This window comes from Citrobacter sp. Ca225 (assembly GCF_030337175.1).
Taxonomy (GTDB): domain Bacteria; phylum Pseudomonadota; class Gammaproteobacteria; order Enterobacterales; family Enterobacteriaceae; genus Citrobacter_A; species Citrobacter_A amalonaticus.
In genome coordinates this window covers 256,958-275,311 of sequence record NZ_JAOWCD010000100.1, presented here as the reverse complement: position 1 = coordinate 275,311, position 18,354 = coordinate 256,958, and the positions used below count along the sequence as shown (strand labels likewise).

The window sequence follows — 18,354 nt, the reverse complement described above, 5'->3', positions numbered from 1 at the left end:
ATAAGGATTTAAACATGACGCAATTCGCATTTGTGTTCCCTGGACAGGGTTCCCAGACCGTTGGGATGTTAGCCGATATGGCGGCAAGCTATCCCATCGTCGAAGAGACGTTTGCCGACGCTTCTGCGGCGCTGGGCTATGACCTGTGGGCGCTGACTCAACAGGGGCCGGCTGAAGAACTGAACAAGACCTGGCAGACGCAGCCTGCGCTGTTAGCCGCGTCCGTTGCGCTGTATCGCGTCTGGCAACAGCAGGGCGGTAAAGCGCCTGTGCTGATGGCGGGTCATAGCCTTGGTGAATACTCTGCGCTGGTTTGCGCCGGTGTCATTAATTTTGCTGACGCAGTGCGTCTGGTTGAGCTGCGTGGTAAATTCATGCAGGAAGCCGTTCCGGAAGGCACAGGCGGTATGTCTGCTATCATCGGTCTCGATGATGCGTCCATTGCAAAAGCGTGCGAAGAAGCCGCAGAAGGCCAGGTGGTCTCGCCGGTGAACTATAACTCACCGGGACAGGTCGTTATCGCCGGGCATAAAGAAGCCGTTGAGCGTGCTGGTGCCGCCTGTAAAGCCGCCGGTGCAAAACGTGCGCTGCCGTTACCGGTGAGCGTACCGTCTCACTGTGCGCTGATGAAGCCAGCAGCGGAAAAACTGGCAGCAGAATTAGCGAAAATTACCTTTAACGCGCCATCTGTACCGGTTATCAACAACGTGGACGTGAAATGTGAAACTGACGCAGACGCCATTCGCGATGCGTTGGTGCGCCAGTTGTACAGTCCGGTACAGTGGACGAAGAGCGTTGAATTAATGGCGTCTCAGGGTGTCGAGCACCTGTATGAAGTGGGACCAGGTAAAGTGCTTACGGGCCTGACGAAACGTATTGTTGATACCCTGACTGCCTCGGCTCTGAACGAACCGGCGGCAATGTCGGCGGCACTTGCGCAATAAAAGAGGAACACCATGAGTTTTGAAGGAAAAATCGCGCTGGTTACCGGTGCAAGTCGTGGCATTGGCCGCGCAATTGCAGAGACGCTTGTTGCCCGTGGCGCGACCGTTATCGGTACCGCGACCAGCGAAAGTGGCGCTCAGGCCATCAGCGATTACTTAGGTGCTAAAGGTAAAGGTCTGATGTTGAATGTGACTGATCCAGCATCTATCGAATCTGTTCTGGAAAAAATTCGCGCAGAATTTGGTGAAGTGGATATCCTGGTCAATAATGCCGGTATCACACGTGATAACCTGCTGATGCGAATGAAAGATGATGAGTGGAACGATATTCTCGAAACCAATCTTTCATCTGTTTTCCGCCTGTCAAAAGCGGTAATGCGCGCTATGATGAAAAAGCGTCATGGACGTATTATCACTGTCGGTTCTGTGGTTGGTACCATGGGAAATGCGGGTCAGACAAACTACGCTGCGGCGAAAGCGGGTCTGATCGGCTTCAGTAAATCGCTGGCACGCGAAGTTGCGTCCCGCGGTATTACAGTGAACGTTGTTGCTCCGGGCTTTATTGAAACGGACATGACGCGTGCGCTGACTGATGAGCAGCGTGCGGGTACGTTGGCGGCAGTTCCTGCAGGTCGTCTTGGCGATCCGAAAGAGATCGCCAGTGCGGTTGCATTTTTAGCCTCTGACGAAGCAGGTTACATCACGGGTGAGACTTTGCACGTCAACGGCGGGATGTATATGGTTTAACCACGAGATACGCAAAATCATCCAAATTGTATCAAGGCGGCAAGACCGAAAAGCCGGCGAGCATAGATGACTATGTGACCAGAGTTTGAGGATGCAGCCAACACAGAGACAATTTGAAGGATAAAGCGTAGAAAAATATTTGCGTTATTATAGGTCTTGGCCTCAAAATAACGTAAAATCGTGGTAAGACCTGCCGGGATTTAGTTGCAAATTTTTCAACATTTTATACACTACGAAAACCATCGCGAAAGCGAGTTTTGATAGGAAATTTAAGAGTATGAGCACTATCGAAGAACGCGTTAAGAAAATTATCGGCGAACAGCTGGGCGTTAAGCAGGAAGAAGTTACCAACAATGCTTCTTTCGTTGAAGACCTGGGCGCAGATTCTCTTGACACCGTTGAGCTGGTAATGGCTCTGGAAGAAGAGTTTGATACTGAGATTCCGGACGAAGAAGCTGAGAAAATCACCACCGTTCAGGCTGCCATTGATTACATCAACGGCCACCAGGCGTAAGTGAACATCTCCAGGCGGTCATTCGACCGCCTGAGTTTTATCTTTTTGTCCCACTTGAATCAATTATCCCTCCCTGGAGGACAACCGTGTCTAAGCGTCGTGTAGTTGTGACCGGACTGGGCATGTTGTCTCCTGTCGGCAATACCGTAGAGTCTACCTGGAAAGCTCTCCTTGCCGGTCAGAGTGGCATCAGCCTGATCGACCATTTCGATACTAGCGCCTATGCAACGAAATTTGCTGGCTTAGTAAAGGATTTTAACTGTGATGACATTATCTCGCGCAAAGAACAGCGCAAGATGGATGCCTTCATTCAATATGGAATTGTCGCTGGCGTTCAGGCCATGCAGGATTCTGGCCTTGAAGTAACGGAAGAGAACGCATCCCGTATTGGCGCCGCTATTGGCTCCGGTATCGGCGGTCTCGGACTGATTGAAGAAAACCACAGTTCTCTGGTGAACGGTGGACCGCGTAAAATCAGCCCATTCTTCGTTCCGTCGACGATTGTTAACATGGTGGCGGGTCACCTGACCATCATGTATGGCCTGCGTGGGCCAAGCATCTCTATCGCGACCGCCTGCACCTCAGGCGTACATAACATCGGTCATGCCGCGCGTATCATTGCATACGGCGATGCGGACGCGATGGTCGCGGGCGGTGCTGAAAAAGCCAGTACGCCACTGGGCGTAGGCGGCTTTGGCGCAGCACGTGCGTTGTCTACCCGTAACGATAACCCGCAAGCGGCAAGCCGCCCGTGGGACAAAGAGCGAGATGGCTTTGTTCTGGGCGACGGTGCAGGCATGGTGGTACTGGAAGAGTACGAGCATGCTAAAGCGCGCGGCGCAAAAATTTATGCTGAAGTCGTTGGCTTCGGGATGAGCAGTGACGCTTACCACATGACGTCGCCGCCGGAAAACGGCGCTGGTGCAGCCCTGGCGATGGTCAATGCATTGCGTGATGCGGCGATTGAACCTGGCCAGATTGGCTACGTTAACGCCCATGGGACGTCCACGCCTGCAGGCGATAAAGCTGAAGCGCAGGCTGTTAAATCTGTCTTTGGCGATGCGGCAAGCCGTGTGATGGTGAGTTCCACCAAGTCCATGACCGGCCACCTGTTGGGTGCAGCGGGCGCGGTAGAGTCGATTTACTCTATCCTGGCGCTGCGCGATCAGGCTGTTCCGCCAACCATCAACCTGGATAACCCGGATGAAGGTTGCGATCTGGACTTCGTTCCTCACGAAGCGCGTCAGGTCAGCGGAATGGAGTACACGCTGTGTAACTCCTTCGGTTTCGGTGGGACTAACGGTTCATTGATCTTTAAAAAGGTCTGACCGCCGTTCTGCCTTCCTGGTTAAAAGGTCCGCTTGTCGGGCCTTTTTTATTGCGTTTTCTTCCCTTGTCCTGCGCTAACCATCCTGCGACACTAACGGGCCATGCCTAAGGAGCCACCATGTTCTTGATCAATGGCCGTGAACAGGAATCTCTTCCCGCAAGCGATCGCGCCATCCAGTTTGGCGATGGCTGCTTTACCACTGCGTGCATTCTCGACGGCACCGTATCGCTGCTGGCGGCGCATTTGCGGCGCTTGCAGGCGGCCTGCGCAACGTTGCTGATTGCCTTTGATGACTGGGATGTGCTTGAGCGCGAAATGACCGTGCTGGCCGCGGGCCATCCACGTGCGGTACTGAAGGTGATTATCAGCCGTGGAAGTGGGGGACGAGGATACAGCGGCGCGCAGTGTCGTGACAGCACCCGCATTCTCTCTGTGTCTGCCTATCCGCAGCATTATGACCGCTGGCGCGAACAGGGGATCACGCTTGCCTTAAGCCCGGTTCGTCTGGGGCGTAACCCTTTGCTCGCGGGCATCAAGCACCTGAACCGGCTCGAACAAGTGCTGATCCGTTCTCATCTTGAGCAGACGGACGCCGAAGAGGCGTTGGTTCTTGACAGTGAGGGTTGGGTTACGGAATGCTGTGCGGCTAATTTATTCTGGCGAAAAGACAATGTGGTCTATACGCCGCGCCTCGATCAGGCGGGAGTGAACGGTATTATGCGACAATTCTGTATCCGGAAACTGGCACAATCGTCTTTTCAGGTTGTCGAAACCCATGCCCGCGAAGCAGCGCTGCAACATGCCGATGAAATGGTGGTCTGCAATGCGCTGATGCCGATTGTACCTGTGCGGGCTTATGGCGCTAACACGTTGTCTTCACGTGTATTATTTCAGTTTCTGGCCCCACTGTGTGAGCATCCGAATTAGTCATGAAAAAAATGTTTCGTGTTGTCTTTTTACTGGTTGTTGTATTGGGCATTGCCGCAGGGGCGGGAATGTGGAAGGTTCGCCATCTGGCGGACAGTAAAATCCTGATCAAAGAAGAGACCATTTTTACCCTTAAGCCGGGTACCGGGCGTCTGGCCCTGGGCGATCAGCTGTATGCGGATCGGGTGATTAACCGCCCGCGCGTGTTTCAATGGTTGCTGCGCGTCGAGCCAGAACTCTCCCACTTTAAGGCCGGAACCTACCGTTTAACGCCGGGTATGAGCGTCCGCGAGATGCTGCAACTGCTGGAAAGTGGCAAAGAGGCGCAATTCCCACTGCGGCTGGTAGAAGGTATGCGCTTAAGCGACTATCTCAAACAGCTGCGTGATGCGCCGTATATCAAGCATACCCTGAGCGACGATCGCTACGAAACCGTTGCAAAAGCGCTGGGCCTTGAAAGTATGGATGGGCTGGAGGGTTGGTTCTGGCCCGATACCTGGATGTATACCGCCAATACCACGGATGTTGCCTTGCTTAAGCGCGCACATCAGAAAATGGTGAAGGCGGTTGAGCGCGTCTGGGAAGGGCGTGCGGAAGGACTGCCGTATAAAGATCAAAACCAACTGGTGACGATGGCCTCGATTATTGAAAAAGAGACGGCCATTGCCAGCGAGCGCGATCAGGTCGCCTCTGTCTTTATTAACCGCCTGCGGATCGGGATGCGTCTCCAGACCGATCCAACGGTGATTTACGGAATGGGGGAGCGTTATAATGGCAAGATCTCGCGCGCGGACCTGGAAACGCCAACGGCCTATAATACCTACACGATAACAGGACTCCCGCCAGGACCGATTGCGATGCCGGGTGAAGCCTCGCTAAAAGCGGCGGCGCATCCGGCCAAAACGCCGTATCTCTATTTTGTGGCCGATGGTAAAGGCGGTCATACTTTTAATACTAATCTTGCCAGCCATAACCGGTCAGTGCAGGACTATCTGAAAGTGCTTAAGGAAAAAAATGCGCAGTAAGTATATCGTCATCGAGGGGCTGGAAGGCGCCGGAAAAACGACTGCAAAGAATGTTGTGGTTGAGACGCTTGAACAACTCGGTATTCGCGAGATGGTTTTTACCCGCGAGCCGGGCGGTACGCAGCTGGCAGAAAAACTGCGTAGCCTGGTACTGGACATTCGTTCGGTCGGTGACGAAACCATTACCGTAAAAGCCGAAGTGCTGATGTTCTATGCCGCGCGAGTGCAGTTGGTTGAGACGGTCATTAAACCTGCGCTTGCAGAAGGTAAATGGGTAATTGGCGACCGTCATGATCTGTCCACGCAGGCGTATCAGGGTGGTGGGCGCGGGGTCGATCAGCAGATGCTGGCGACGCTTCGTGATGCGGTACTGGGGGATTTCCGCCCGGATTTAACCCTGTACCTCGACGTCACGCCAGAGGTGGGTCTGAAGCGCGCTCGCGCCCGTGGCGAACTGGACCGCATCGAACAGGAATCGTTTGATTTCTTTAATCGTACTCGCGCTCGTTACCTCGAGCTTGCCGCTCAGGATGCCAGTATCCGCACGATTGATGCGACGCAGCCGCTGGATACGGTGATGAGCGATATCCGTACCACCATCACCGAGTGGGTGAAGGAGCAGGGAGAATGAAATGGTATCCATGGTTACGACCTGACTTCGAGAAGCTGGTAGCGAGCTATCAGGCGGGAAGGGGTCACCATGCGTTACTGATTCAGGCCCTACCGGGGATGGGCGACGATGCTTTGATCTATGCGTTGAGCCGCTACCTGCTTTGTCAACAACCGGATGGACATAAAAGCTGTGGCCACTGCCGTGGTTGCCAGTTGATGCAGGCAGGAACGCATCCGGACTACTATTCACTGTTCCCGGAAAAAGGGAAAAGCACGCTGGGTATTGATGCTGTGCGTGAAGTGAGTGAAAAACTGTATGAGCGTGCGCGACTGGGCGGAGCCAAAGTGGTCTGGATCCCGGATGCGGCGCTGATGACTGATGCCGCCGCCAATGCGCTGCTCAAAACGCTGGAAGAACCGCCCGCGCAAACCTGGTTCTTTCTCGCCAGCCGTGAACCCGCGAGGTTACTGGCAACGCTGCGCAGCCGGTGTCGTTTACATCATCTCGCGCCGCCGAGTGAATCATACGCGGTATCGTGGCTTGCACGAGAAGTGACAGCGTCACAAGATGCGTTATTGACTGCGCTGCGCCTGAGTGCCGGTTCTCCGGGGGCGGCGCTGACGCTCCTGGGGTCCGAAAGCTGGTCCCAACGTGACGCGTTGTGTCAGGCGCTGGCGAGCAGCATTCCTGCTGGTGACTGGTACTCATTATTGACGGTGCTTAACCATGAACAGGCGCCTGTCAGACTGCACTGGCTGGCGACGTTAATGATGGATGCGCTTAAACGTCAGCACGGGGCCAGTGTGATGACCAACGCGGATGCCGGGCAACTGATCGCCACGATTGCGGGTCAGCTTTCTCAGACGCGTATTCAGGCAATCCTCAATGCCATCTGCCACTGCCGCGAACAACTGCTTAACGTGACCGGAATAAACCGTGAACTGGTGTTAACCGATCTTCTTTTGCAAATCGAGCATTACCTGCAACCAGGCACTGTGTTGCCTGTTCCCCACCTGTAAGAGAGACATTATGTTTTTAGTCGACTCGCACTGCCATCTCGATGGCCTGGATTATCAATCTCTGCATAAGGATGTGGATGACGTGCTGGCGAAAGCCGCTGCGCGCGATGTGAAATTCTGTCTGGCGGTGGCGACAACGCTGCCAGGGTACCGCGGAATGCGGGAACTGGTCGGCCAGCGCGATAACGTCGTTTTCTCGTGCGGCGTACATCCACTCAATCAGGACGAACCGTATGACGTGGAAGAACTGCGTCATCTGGCGGCTGATGACGACGTGGTGGCGATGGGAGAGACGGGACTGGACTACTTTTATACTCCCGAAACAAAAGTGCGCCAGCAGGCGTCGTTCATTCATCATATCCAGATCGGCCGTGAACTGAACAAACCGGTGATCGTCCACACGCGCGATGCCCGCGCCGATACGCTGGCGATTCTTCGTCATGAAAACGTGACGGATTGTGGCGGCGTACTACACTGTTTTACAGAAGACAGAGAAACGGCGGGTAAACTCCTGGATTTGGGTTTTTATATCTCCTTTTCCGGCATTGTGACCTTCCGTAATGCTGAACAATTACGTGACGCTGCGCGATATGTGCCGTTGGATCGACTGCTGGTGGAGACGGACTCTCCGTATCTCGCGCCGGTACCGCATCGGGGTAAGGAGAATCAGCCTGCGATGGTCCGCGATGTGGCGGAATACATGGCCGTATTGAAAGGTGTGGCGGTTGAAGAATTGGCGCAGATCACCACCGATAACTTTGCCCGCCTGTTCCATATCAACGCTTCCCGCCTGCAGTCAGCCTCGTAGATGAGTTTTTTTAAAGCTCGTAATTAATAACTAAAGCGAGTAAAGTTCACCGCCACAAAGTGGGCGGTGAATGAGCGAACTGACACATTCTGATACCTTTTTTGTCAAAATGTGCAACTTAACGCGCTGTCCAGAGTTGAAACGTGATAGCCGTCAAACTATATTTCGCCGATTTATTTTACTCTGTGTAATAAATAAAGGGCACTTAGATGCCCTGTCCACGGCGGGGTTCTCCCCCCTCGCCAATGCGTGTGAACGTAGAAAGCACAAATACTCAGGAGCACTCTCAATTATGTTTAAGAATGCATTTGCTAACCTGCAAAAGGTCGGTAAATCGCTGATGCTGCCGGTATCCGTATTGCCTATCGCAGGTATCCTGCTGGGCGTCGGGTCCGCAAACTTCAGCTGGCTGCCAGCCGTTGTATCGCACGTGATGGCAGAAGCCGGCGGTTCTGTTTTTGCAAACATGCCGCTGATTTTCGCTATCGGTGTCGCGCTTGGCTTTACCAACAACGATGGCGTTTCGGCTCTGGCTTCGGTTGTCGCCTATGGCATCATGGTAAAAACCATGGCCGTGGTCGCGCCGCTGGTTCTGCATTTACCTGCTGAAGAAATCGCAGCAAAACACCTTGCGGATACGGGTGTACTCGGGGGGATTATCTCCGGTGCGATTGCAGCATACATGTTTAACCGCTTCTACCGTATCAAGCTGCCTGAGTATCTGGGCTTCTTTGCTGGTAAGCGTTTCGTGCCGATCATCTCTGGTCTGGCGGCGATCTTTACCGGTGTGGTTCTGTCCTTCATTTGGCCGCCAATCGGTACGGCAATCCAGACATTCTCTCAGTGGGCTGCGTATCAGAACCCGGTTGTGGCGTTCGGTATCTACGGCTTCATTGAACGCTGCCTGGTACCGTTTGGTCTGCACCATATCTGGAACGTTCCTTTCCAGATGCAGATCGGCGAATACACCAACGCGGCAGGTCAGGTCTTCCACGGCGATATCCCTCGCTACATGGCGGGTGATCCGACAGCGGGCATGTTGTCTGGCGGCTTCCTGTTCAAAATGTATGGTCTGCCGGCGGCTGCGATCGCTATCTGGCACTCTGCGAAACCAGAAAACCGCGCCAAAGTGGGCGGCATCATGATCTCCGCGGCGCTGACTTCGTTCCTGACTGGTATCACCGAACCGATCGAATTCTCCTTCATGTTCGTTGCGCCGATCCTGTACGTTATCCACGCGATTCTGGCGGGTCTGGCGTTCCCAATCTGTATCCTGTTGGGTATGCGTGACGGTACGTCGTTCTCACACGGTCTGATCGACTTTATCGTGCTGTCCGGTAACAGCAGCAAGCTGTGGCTGTTCCCGATTGTCGGTGCGGGCTACGCAATTGTTTACTACACCATCTTCCGCGTGCTGATCAAAGCGCTGGATCTGAAGACTCCGGGTCGTGAAGATAATACCGATGACGCGAAAGCGGGCGCGACCAGTGAAATGGCTCCTGCGTTGATTGCGGCATTTGGTGGTAAAGAAAACATCACTAACCTGGATGCGTGCATTACCCGTCTGCGTGTCAGCGTGGCTGACGTGGCTAAAGTGGATCAGGCTGGCCTGAAGAAACTGGGTGCCGCTGGTGTGGTGGTCGCAGGTTCCGGTGTTCAGGCAATTTTCGGTACGAAATCCGATAACCTGAAAACTGAGATGGATGAATACATCCGTAACAGCTAAGACCTAAGAAGTTGGGGAGAACTAAGGCAGCCGAATGGCTGCCTTTTTTACGGGCTACAATCAGAACTGATAGTTTGCGGTGATGCTCATATTGCGTGGCTCACCATAAACAATCGACCCTTCAACGTTGGTATCGTAGGTTTTATCGAACAGGTTATTGACGTTACCCTGCACGGAGAAGTTTTTGGTTACCTGATAGCGGGTGAATAAATCCACCAGCGCGTAACTGCCTTGCTCAGCACGGAAGGTACCGTACGGCGTCGCGGTATCGGTGTAGACGCGGTTCTGCCAGTTCACGCCACCGCCGACGGTCAAATCAGGTATCACCGGCAGACGGTAGCGGGTGAAAAGCTTGACGCTGGTACGTGGCAGATTCGGATTAACGGCGTTGCCTTCATTGTCTTCTGCGACGTAACGCGTCGCGCCAAAGGTCATCTGCCAGTTATCGGTAATCGCGCCGTTAACTTCGAACTCAACCCCTTTACTGACGGTCCCGTTCGCGGTTCTATAGGCGATTTCGCCATTGCTACCCGGAATCGGTGAACCGGTCGACTGGGCAACGTTATCCTGCTCAATGCGGAACACGGCGAGGGTGGTGGTCAGTCGGCTGTTCATCCAGTCAGACTTGAGGCCAACCTCATAGTTGTTACCGGTGATGGGCGTAAGGTATTTCCCGCCGCTATCGCGTTTATTCTGAGGCTGGAAGATGGAGGTATAACTGGCGTAAGTAGACCAGTTATCATTGATGTCATAAACCAGACCGGCATAGGGCGTAGTGTGGTTTTTTTCCATGCTGTAGCTTAGGGTATCAATACGCCAGTTGGTATAGCGTGCGCCGAGGATCAAGTGCAGCGGATCAGCCAGTGAAACGCGCGTTGCGGCGTACAACGACTTCATGTGCGTGGTGTCGTCCTGGGCCAGTGATTGCGGTGCCCAGTCGGTTTCCGGGAAATTGCCATTGAAGTTATTGAAACTGCCGATCTCATCCGGGAAGACGTTAGCCCAGGAGCTGTAATAGCGGTTGTTCTGTTTGCTGTAGCTGCCGCCGAACATCAGGTTATGCTGACGACCAAACAGGTCATAGCTGCCGTCAGCAAAAAGATCCAGCGCATCGACTTTACGTTTGCCGCTGTTCCAGCCCGTACCGCCCACGTAATCGAACCCCGGTCCATAGTTGCTGTAAGGACCGACCAGCATGCCATCTGCCTTATTCACATACGCATCGACATACATCGTTTTACTGTCGAACTTGATTTCCGAGTGAGTGGCATTCATCGTCGCCTGCCAGGTGTCGGTAAAACGCTGTTTGAACGTGACAAAGACTTTATTGATCTCTTTATCGTTATACGCCCAGTCTGGCGCGGTGCTACGGGCGCGGTCATAGCTGTTTTTGCTGCCATCGGTGTTCCAGCGCGGCAGGCCACCCCAGGTTGGGCTATCCACTCTGATTTTTTGGTACTCATACCCGGCGGCCAGGCTGGTGGTTTCACCCAGGTCAGCATCAATGATGCCAGAGAAGAAGTTTTTCTCGTTGTGATAGCGATCGAGCCAGGAGTCGTTGTCCTGATAACCTGCCACTATGCGGCCGCGTACATTACCGTCATCGGTGAGCGGGCTTTGCAGATCCATCACGTAGCGCTGTTTATTCCAGCTGCCATATTCCGCCGAGACGTTACCTTTGAACTCGCGGCTGGTGGCGTGTTTGCGGATCATATTGATGGAGGCTGACGGGTTGCCGGTGCCGGTCATCAGACCGTTTGCACCGCGTACCACTTCCACGCGCTCATAGAGCGCCATATCGGTGAGGGCGTCACCCAGGTTCCAGCGGGATTCGAACCAGGTCGGAATACCATCAACCATATAGTTATCAATCTGGAAACCACGGGAGAAGTAACTGACGCGGTCAGAATCCGCCTGGCTTTTGCTGATCCCCAGCGTGCTGTCCATCACGTCGCCCAGCGTTTGCAACTGCTGGTCTTCCAAACGTTGTTCGCTGACGATGCTGACCGACTGCGGAATATCGCGTTGGGTCATCATCATTTTGGTTCCGGCGGTGGTGGATTTGACGCTGTAATCCTGTTCGTCGTTGTCCGCAAAGGTTGCTGGCGCAGAACCGTCAACAATGACGGTCTCTTCCGGTGTGGTCGCCGCGAAACTCATGGATGGTATCAATGCCATCGCGATGCAGGCTGCCAGCAACGAGGGTGTTGCGCCAGCCTGGCATTGTTCATCCTTGTTGTGTGTTGTGAAAGACATCAGAAAGCCCTTAATAGTGAACGAACTCTGGCTCAGGCCGTGTAAGGTGGCGATGAGCCCCTTTTTATTTTTCTAACCATTTAATACGCATGAAAATGCAAATGCGAAATATACGCATTCATATTTACTCTGTAAACAGATGTAACTTGCTTTCTGAAATCTTGTTTCATTACTTTTTGGCACAGGAGAGGGGATAAATGGTTATAAGAGCGCCATTGTGATGGTTTTTTGCTTAAGAAATCGTGGGTTAAGGTTGAAAGAGCAGGTTTAAGTCGATCATACTCTATACTCGCAATGTGGCTCAGCGTAGCATGACATCACGCATGGCAATTTTTAGAAAAGGAAAACGTCGTGGCAGAAGAGACTATATTCAGCAAGATTATTCGTCGTGAAATCCCTTCCGATATCGTTTACCAGGATGACCTGGTGACGGCATTCCGGGATATTTCACCTCAGGCGCCTACACACATCCTGATCATTCCCAACGTTCTGATCCCGACGGTCAATGACGTCAGCGCAGAGCATGAGCAGGCGCTGGGACGGATGATTACCGTGGCGGCAAAAATTGCCGAGCAGGAAGGCATTGCCGAAGATGGCTACCGCCTGATCATGAATACCAATCGTCATGGCGGTCAGGAGGTGTATCACATCCATATGCATCTGCTGGGCGGTCGCGCGCTCGGTCCTATGCTCGCGCACAAAGGCCTGTCATGATGACCAGAGGATGCATTGCGCTGTCACTGGGTCTGCTCTTACTTGCCGGGTGCCGTTCTCATCCTGAGATCCCGGTAAGCGATGAACAGTCGCTGGTGATGGAGTCGACGCTGCTGGCAGCGGGTATCACCGCGCAAGCGCCGACATTGACCACGTCTGATATTCAGCCCTCTGCATCCTCAACGCTGTATAACGAAAGGCAAAAACCCGTTACCGTTCATTATCGCTTTTACTGGTATGACGCCAGGGGGTTAGAAATGCATCCTCTGGAAGCGCCGCGCAGCGTGACGATTCCGGCGCATTCGTCGGTCACGCTGTATGGCAGCGCCAATTATCTGGGGGCGCACAAAGTCAGACTTTATCTTTATTTGTAAGGGGTGAATCTTGAAGACAAAAATGAGTCGCTACGCATTGATAGCCGCGCTGGCGATGTTCCTGTCCGGTTGTGTGGTGCAACGTGAACCTGCTCCGGTTGAAGAGGTGAAACCCACGCCGGAACAGCCCGCACAGCCGCAAGAACCTGCTCCTGGGGTCCCTTCGGTGCCCACGATCCCGGGGCAGCCGGGGCCTATTGAACATGAAGATCAGACTGCGGCACCGGCGCCGCGCATACGTCATTACGACTGGAATAGCGCGATGCAGCCGATGGTGGGCAAAATGTTGCAGGCCGACGGCGTGACGGCGGGGAGCGTACTGCTGGTCGATAGCGTGAATAACCGTACTAACGGTTCGCTGAACGCGGGTGAAGCCACTGAAACGCTGCGCAATGCGTTGGCGAACAATGGCAAATTTACCCTGGTCTCTGCGCAACAGTTGTCGATGGCAAAACAGCAGTTAGGGCTGTCGCCGCAGGACAGTCTGGGAACGCGTAGCAAAGCGATTGGTATTGCCCGTAACGTTGGCGCGCACTACGTGCTTTATTCCAGCGCCTCGGGTAACGTCAACGCGCCATCACTGCAAATGCAACTAATGCTGGTACAAACTGGCGAGATAATCTGGTCAGGTAAAGGTGCCGTTCAGCAGCAATAATATCCCAGAGCGCGACGCGGTGTTGTCGCGCTACTTTCCGCACTATCGTCCCGTCGCTGAAGGCCAGAGCGGTCTTAGCGGTGGGAGTGTGATTATTGAAAGTCCAACCCAGCGGCTGGTTCTTCGCCGCCATCACGATCCCGATGCGCCGCAAGCGCATTTTTTACGCCAGTATCATGCTTTATCGCGGCTGCCTGAAAGCCTTGCGCCGAAGCCGCGTTTTTACCTGAACGGCTGGATGGCGGTGGACTATGTTCCGGGTGAGATAAAATCCGGACTGCCGGGAGCCGACGAACTGGCGAGCTTACTGTATTATCTTCATCAGCAGCCCTGCTTTGGCTGGCGTATCTGTCTGCTACCGCTGCTGGAACAATACTGGCAGGGAAGCGATCCGGCACGGCGAACACCACGCTGGTTAAGAGAGTTAAAACGTCTGCGCAAGCGAGGGGAGCCTCGTCCGCTACGCCTCGCGCCGCTGCATATGGATGTCCACGCCGCCAACATCGTTCATGGCCCGGCAGGGCTACGGCTGATCGACTGGGAATATGCCGGAGACGGTGATATCGCTCTTGAACTGGCGGCGGTGTGGGTGGACGATGTTGAGCAACACCGGCAACTGGTCGATGCGTATGCCGTTAGCGCACGCATAGACGGGCACAAATTATGGCAACAGGTCAGACGCTGGTATCCGTGGATACTGATGCTGAAGGCCGGTTGGTTTGAATACCGCTGGCAGCAGACCGGCGAACGACAATTTATCAGTCTGGCCGATGCAACCTGGCGGCAGCTGGCAACGAAGGATTAAGGAGAGCAGTGTGGGTCCAGTAATGTTGAATGTCGAAGGGTTTGAGCTGGATGCGGAAGAGCGTGAGATTCTGGCCCATCCGCTGGTGGGCGGTTTGATTCTGTTTACGCGCAATTACCACGACCCGGAACAGTTACGTGAACTGGTGCGCCAGATCCGTGCGGCGTCGCGCAACCATCTGGTAGTGGCCGTCGATCAAGAAGGCGGGCGCGTACAGCGTTTCCGGGAAGGATTCACCCGACTGCCCGCCGCACAGTCTTTTGCGGCGCTGCACGGGCTGGAAACAGGCGGTAAACTGGCGGAAGAGGCCGGATGGCTGATGGCCAGTGAAATGATCGCGATGGATATTGATATCAGCTTTGCGCCGGTACTGGATGTCGGGCATATCAGCGCCGCGATTGGCGAACGTTCCTATCATGCTGACCCGATCAAAGCGCTGGCGATGGCGACCCGTTTTATTGACGGTATGCACGCGGCAGGAATGAAAACCACCGGCAAACATTTCCCTGGACACGGCGCGGTAACCGCCGATTCGCATAAAGAGACGCCGACCGATCCGCGTCCGGAAGCGGAAATTCGGGCGAAAGATATGTCCGTGTTCCGCACGCTGATTACCGAAAACAAGCTGGACGCTATCATGCCGGCGCACGTCATTTACAGCGACGTTGATCCGCGTCCGGCGAGCGGCTCTCCGCACTGGCTGAAAACAGTTCTGCGTCAGGAGTTAGGTTTTGACGGCGTCATTTTCTCTGATGATCTGTCGATGGAAGGGGCCGCGATCATGGGCAGCTATGCTGAGCGTGGGCAGGCATCGCTGGATGCGGGTTGTGATATGATTCTGGTCTGCAATAATCGTAAAGGGGCGGTCAGTGTGTTAGATAATCTGTCGCCGATCAATGCAGAGCGTGTTACACGTTTGTATCATAAAGGTTCATTTTCGCGTCAGGAACTGATGGACTCGGCACGCTGGAAAACCGTCAGCGCGCAGCTCAACCAGTTACATGAACGCTGGCAGGAAGAGAAAGCAGGTCATTAACGCACGTTTGGTGAGGATGCGATGATTATCTATTTACACGGTTTCGACTCTAACAGTCCGGGAAACCACGAAAAAGTCTTGCAGCTGCAGTTTATCGACCCGGACGTCAGACTGATAAGCTACAGCACGCGTCATCCGAAACATGACATGCAGCATCTGCTGAAAGAAGTGGACAAAATGTTGCAGCTTAATGTTGATGAGCGACCGTTGATTTGCGGCGTTGGCCTCGGCGGCTACTGGGCAGAACGCATTGGTTTTCTCTGCGATGTTCGCCAGGTGGTGTTTAATCCGAACCTGTTCCCGTATGAGAACATGGAAGGCAAGATCGATCGTCCGGAAGAGTATGCCGATATCGCCACTAAGTGCGTGACCAACTTCCGCGAGAAGAATCGCGATCGTTGCCTGGTTATTCTCTCGCGTCATGACGAAGCCCTGAACAGCCAACGGTCGTCAGAAGAGCTCCACCATTTCTATGAGATCGTGTGGGATGAAGAGCAGACACATAAGTTTAAGAATATTTCGCCGCACTTGCAGCGCATCAAAGCGTTTAAGACCCTGGGTTGACCCCTTGTCTGTCAGAATTGTCGAATCAAGCCAGCCTTCGGGCTGGTTTTTTTTGCCTGTTTTTCTGGCGTTGTCTATCTTTTCAGCAGCAAAACTTGATACACATCAATTTTGGTATGACCAATGCACCGCATGTGTTATTCTCACTCTCGAAGGACATTTTCATTGTCGTAACTTGTTGTTAATTAAAGGCTATGTTTATAACGTTTAATTAACAATTGGTTAATCATTTTAAGGGGGTCACGTTGACTACACCATTGAAAAAGATCGTGATTGTCGGCGGGGGAGCTGGCGGGCTGGAAATGGCGACGCAGTTGGGACACAAGCTGGGTCGCAAGAAAAAAGCGAAAATTACGCTGGTTGACAGAAACCACAGCCACCTGTGGAAACCCTTGCTGCATGAAGTGGCGACCGGTTCGCTGGATGAAGGCGTGGACGCGCTGAGCTATCTGGCGCATGCCCGTAACCATGGCTTCCAGTTCCAGTTGGGCTCGGTGATGAACATCGATCGCGAAGCGAAAACCATCACTATCGCAGAACTGCGCGATGAGAAAGGTGAGCTGCTGGTGCCTGAACGAAAAATTGCCTATGACACGCTGGTGATGGCGCTGGGTAGCACCTCCAACGACTTCAACACGCCGGGCGTGAAAGAACACTGTATCTTCCTTGATAACCCGCATCAGGCGCGTCGTTTCCACCAGGAAATGCTGAACCTGTTCCTGAAGTATTCCGCCAATCTGGGCGCGAACGGTAAGGTGAATATTGCGATTGTCGGTGGCGGCGCGACGGGCGTAGAACTGTCGGCGGAACTGCATAACGCAGTGAAACAGCTGCACAGCTACGGCTACAAAGGACTGACCAACGACGCGCTGAACGTGACGCTGGTGGAAGCCGGTGAACGTATTCTGCCTGCACTGCCACCGCGTATTTCTTCGGCGGCGCATAACGAATTAACGAAACTCGGCGTTCGCGTACTGACCCAGACGATGGTGACCAGCGCGGATGCGGGCGGCCTGCACACTAAAGACGGTGAATATATTGAAGCCGATCTGATGGTCTGGGCGGCGGGCATCAAAGCGCCGGACTTTATGAAAGAGATTGGCGGTCTGGAGACCAACCGGATTAACCAACTGGTGGTCGAACCGACGCTGCAAACCACCCGCGATCCTGATGTTTACGCGATTGGAGACTGTGCTTCCTGTGCGCGTCTGGAAGGGGGCTTTGTGCCGCCACGTGCTCAGGCTGCGCATCAGATGGCGACCTGTGCGATGAACAATATTCTGGCGCAGATGAACGGTAAGCCGCTGAAAGCATATCAGTACAAAGACCACGGCTCGCTGGTGTCGCTCTCCAACTTCTCGACCGTCGGCAGTCTGATGGGCAATCTGACCAAAGGGTCGATGATGGTGGAAGGGCGTATTGCTCGTTTCGTCTACATCTCACTGTACCGTATGCACCAGATCGCACTGCACGGCTATTTTAAAACCGGTCTGATGATGCTGGTGGGCAGCATTAACCGTGTGATCCGCCCGCGTCTGAAACTGCATTAATCCCGCCTGACTCAGCATCGCCCGTGGGCGGTGCTGAGTGCCTTCTCCGTTCTGCCTCTTCCTTCAGAGTTCTCTGAATCATCCTGTTTTAACGACGACCAACGATATTTTCATCCGCAGTCTGATGGGCTTCTTATTGCATTGGTTGCAAAATTGTAACCAATAGCAAAGAAGGAGGATCTCCCGTGAATAAATCGATGTTGGCGGGTATAGGGATTGGCGTAGCTGCTGCGCTGGGTGTGGCGGCGGTTGCCAGTCTTAACGTGTTTGATCGTGGCCCACAGTATGCTCAGGTGGTTTCTGCAACACCTATCAAAGAGACGATTAAGACGCCGCGGCAGGAGTGTCGCAACGTGACGGTGACGCATCGCAAGCCTGTCCAGGATGAGAACCGCATTACCGGTTCAGTGCTGGGCGCGGTTGCCGGTGGCGTGATTGGTCATCAGTTCGGCGGCGGACGAGGTAAGGATGTGGCAACGGTGGTCGGGGCGTTGGGGGGCGGTTACGCCGGTAACCAGATCCAGGGCTCGATGCAGGAAAACGACACCTATACGTCCACGCAGCAGCGCTGCAAAACCGTCTATGACAAGTCGGAAAAAATGCTCGGTTACGATGTCACCTATAAGATTGGCGACCAGCAGGGCAAGATTCGCATGGATAAAGATCCCGGCACACAGATCCCGCTGGATAATAACGGCCAGCTGATTCTGAATAACAACGCGTAAAAAAGCGGTACTCTGTAAGTTA

General features: G+C 53.8%; 19 protein-coding genes. 18 read left to right on the top strand and 1 reads right to left on the bottom strand.

The annotated features are described in order from the left end of the window. The first annotated feature begins 14 nt into the window (after window positions 1-14). The 10 genes from fabD (at window position 15) to ptsG (ending at window position 9,653) form a co-directional block, all read left to right on the top strand. Complete coding sequence (gene fabD, locus OGW13_RS22030; protein WP_043000984.1) at window positions 15-944, top strand: ACP S-malonyltransferase; 930 nt, start codon at window positions 15-17, stop codon at window positions 942-944. 12 nt (window positions 945-956) lie between these two features. Further along, the gene (fabG, locus tag OGW13_RS22025; protein ID WP_042319622.1) at window positions 957-1,691 is read left to right on the top strand and encodes a 3-oxoacyl-ACP reductase FabG; all 735 of its coding nucleotides are present in this window, start codon (window positions 957-959) and stop codon (window positions 1,689-1,691) included. Window positions 1,692-1,968: 277 nt separating this feature from the next. After that, window positions 1,969-2,205: an acyl carrier protein gene (gene acpP, locus OGW13_RS22020; RefSeq protein WP_000103754.1), complete on the top strand. Its 237-nt coding sequence runs from the start codon at window positions 1,969-1,971 to the stop codon at window positions 2,203-2,205. Window positions 2,206-2,291: 86 nt separating this feature from the next. Further along, a complete protein-coding gene (gene fabF / locus OGW13_RS22015) occupies window positions 2,292-3,533 on the top strand; it encodes a beta-ketoacyl-ACP synthase II (RefSeq protein WP_043000983.1) in 1,242 nt (413 codons plus the stop codon). 119 nt (window positions 3,534-3,652) lie between these two features. Beyond that, entirely contained in the window at window positions 3,653-4,462 is an 810-nt protein-coding gene (gene pabC / locus OGW13_RS22010; RefSeq protein ID WP_043000982.1) for an aminodeoxychorismate lyase, read from the top strand. Window positions 4,463-4,464: 2 nt separating this feature from the next. Beyond that, on the top strand, window positions 4,465-5,487 hold the full coding sequence (gene yceG, locus OGW13_RS22005; protein ID WP_287116476.1) for a cell division protein YceG: 1,023 nt from the start codon (window positions 4,465-4,467) through the stop codon (window positions 5,485-5,487). Beyond that, entirely contained in the window at window positions 5,477-6,118 is a 642-nt protein-coding gene (gene tmk / locus OGW13_RS22000) for a dTMP kinase (RefSeq protein WP_043000980.1), read from the top strand. The genes yceG and tmk overlap by 11 nt, the downstream gene beginning before the upstream one ends. Next, complete coding sequence (holB, locus tag OGW13_RS21995; RefSeq protein ID WP_044266009.1) at window positions 6,115-7,119, top strand: DNA polymerase III subunit delta'; 1,005 nt, start codon at window positions 6,115-6,117, stop codon at window positions 7,117-7,119. The genes tmk and holB overlap by 4 nt, the downstream gene beginning before the upstream one ends. A gap of 10 nt (window positions 7,120-7,129) precedes the next feature. Beyond that, entirely contained in the window at window positions 7,130-7,927 is a 798-nt protein-coding gene (locus OGW13_RS21990; RefSeq protein WP_061070236.1) for a metal-dependent hydrolase, read from the top strand. Between the two features lie 292 nt (window positions 7,928-8,219). Further along, complete coding sequence (gene ptsG, locus OGW13_RS21985) at window positions 8,220-9,653, top strand: PTS glucose transporter subunit IIBC (protein ID WP_042319612.1); 1,434 nt, start codon at window positions 8,220-8,222, stop codon at window positions 9,651-9,653. Between the two features lie 60 nt (window positions 9,654-9,713). Here the strand turns inward: ptsG and fhuE are convergent, their stop codons facing one another. Beyond that, entirely contained in the window at window positions 9,714-11,909 is a 2,196-nt protein-coding gene (gene fhuE / locus OGW13_RS21980) for a ferric-rhodotorulic acid/ferric-coprogen receptor FhuE (RefSeq protein ID WP_287116475.1), read from the bottom strand. A 351-nt stretch (window positions 11,910-12,260) separates the two neighbouring features. On the opposite strand from fhuE, the gene hinT reads away from it, so the two are divergent. From hinT to OGW13_RS21940, 8 genes are all read left to right on the top strand, one after another. Beyond that, window positions 12,261-12,623 carry a purine nucleoside phosphoramidase gene (hinT, locus tag OGW13_RS21975; protein ID WP_043000975.1) on the top strand — a complete coding sequence of 121 codons (363 nt, stop codon included), beginning with the start codon at window positions 12,261-12,263 and terminating at the stop codon, window positions 12,621-12,623. After that, window positions 12,623-12,997 carry a YcfL family putative periplasmic lipoprotein gene (locus tag OGW13_RS21970; protein ID WP_043000974.1) on the top strand — a complete coding sequence of 125 codons (375 nt, stop codon included), beginning with the start codon at window positions 12,623-12,625 and terminating at the stop codon, window positions 12,995-12,997. Before hinT ends, OGW13_RS21970 begins: the two co-directional genes overlap by 1 nt. A 22-nt stretch (window positions 12,998-13,019) precedes the next feature. Further along, on the top strand, window positions 13,020-13,652 hold the full coding sequence (gene lpoB / locus OGW13_RS21965) for a penicillin-binding protein activator LpoB (protein WP_043000973.1): 633 nt from the start codon (window positions 13,020-13,022) through the stop codon (window positions 13,650-13,652). Beyond that, window positions 13,633-14,457, top strand: coding sequence for a thiamine kinase (gene thiK, locus OGW13_RS21960; RefSeq protein ID WP_043000972.1), 825 nt, complete (start codon window positions 13,633-13,635; stop codon window positions 14,455-14,457). Before lpoB ends, thiK begins: the two co-directional genes overlap by 20 nt. A gap of 10 nt (window positions 14,458-14,467) precedes the next feature. Next, on the top strand, window positions 14,468-15,493 hold the full coding sequence (gene nagZ, locus OGW13_RS21955) for a beta-N-acetylhexosaminidase (RefSeq protein WP_043000971.1): 1,026 nt from the start codon (window positions 14,468-14,470) through the stop codon (window positions 15,491-15,493). A gap of 21 nt (window positions 15,494-15,514) precedes the next feature. Beyond that, window positions 15,515-16,057 (top strand): alpha/beta hydrolase YcfP, encoded by a 543-nt coding sequence (gene ycfP / locus OGW13_RS21950; RefSeq protein ID WP_043000970.1) that lies wholly within the window; start codon window positions 15,515-15,517, stop codon window positions 16,055-16,057. 245 nt (window positions 16,058-16,302) lie between these two features. After that, the gene (ndh, locus tag OGW13_RS21945) at window positions 16,303-17,607 is read left to right on the top strand and encodes an NADH-quinone dehydrogenase (protein ID WP_287116474.1); all 1,305 of its coding nucleotides are present in this window, start codon (window positions 16,303-16,305) and stop codon (window positions 17,605-17,607) included. A gap of 185 nt (window positions 17,608-17,792) precedes the next feature. Next, window positions 17,793-18,332 carry a glycine zipper 2TM domain-containing protein gene (locus tag OGW13_RS21940; RefSeq protein ID WP_043000968.1) on the top strand — a complete coding sequence of 180 codons (540 nt, stop codon included), beginning with the start codon at window positions 17,793-17,795 and terminating at the stop codon, window positions 18,330-18,332. The last annotated feature ends 22 nt before the right edge of the window (window positions 18,333-18,354 follow it).

Coding starts and splice junctions, on each gene's coding strand:
- fabD (WP_043000984.1), top strand. CDS start 15: ATGACGCAATTCGCATTTGTGTTCCCTGGACAGGGTTCCCAGACCGTT.
- fabG (WP_042319622.1), top strand. CDS start 957: ATGAGTTTTGAAGGAAAAATCGCGCTGGTTACCGGTGCAAGTCGTGGC.
- acpP (WP_000103754.1), top strand. CDS start 1,969: ATGAGCACTATCGAAGAACGCGTTAAGAAAATTATCGGCGAACAGCTG.
- pabC (WP_043000982.1), top strand. CDS start 3,653: ATGTTCTTGATCAATGGCCGTGAACAGGAATCTCTTCCCGCAAGCGAT.
- yceG (WP_287116476.1), top strand. CDS start 4,465: ATGAAAAAAATGTTTCGTGTTGTCTTTTTACTGGTTGTTGTATTGGGC.
- tmk (WP_043000980.1), top strand. CDS start 5,477: ATGCGCAGTAAGTATATCGTCATCGAGGGGCTGGAAGGCGCCGGAAAA.
- holB (WP_044266009.1), top strand. CDS start 6,115: ATGAAATGGTATCCATGGTTACGACCTGACTTCGAGAAGCTGGTAGCG.
- OGW13_RS21990 (WP_061070236.1), top strand. CDS start 7,130: ATGTTTTTAGTCGACTCGCACTGCCATCTCGATGGCCTGGATTATCAA.
- ptsG (WP_042319612.1), top strand. CDS start 8,220: ATGTTTAAGAATGCATTTGCTAACCTGCAAAAGGTCGGTAAATCGCTG.
- fhuE (WP_287116475.1), bottom strand. CDS start 11,909: ATGTCTTTCACAACACACAACAAGGATGAACAATGCCAGGCTGGCGCA.
- OGW13_RS21970 (WP_043000974.1), top strand. CDS start 12,623: ATGACCAGAGGATGCATTGCGCTGTCACTGGGTCTGCTCTTACTTGCC.
- lpoB (WP_043000973.1), top strand. CDS start 13,020: ATGAGTCGCTACGCATTGATAGCCGCGCTGGCGATGTTCCTGTCCGGT.
- ycfP (WP_043000970.1), top strand. CDS start 15,515: ATGATTATCTATTTACACGGTTTCGACTCTAACAGTCCGGGAAACCAC.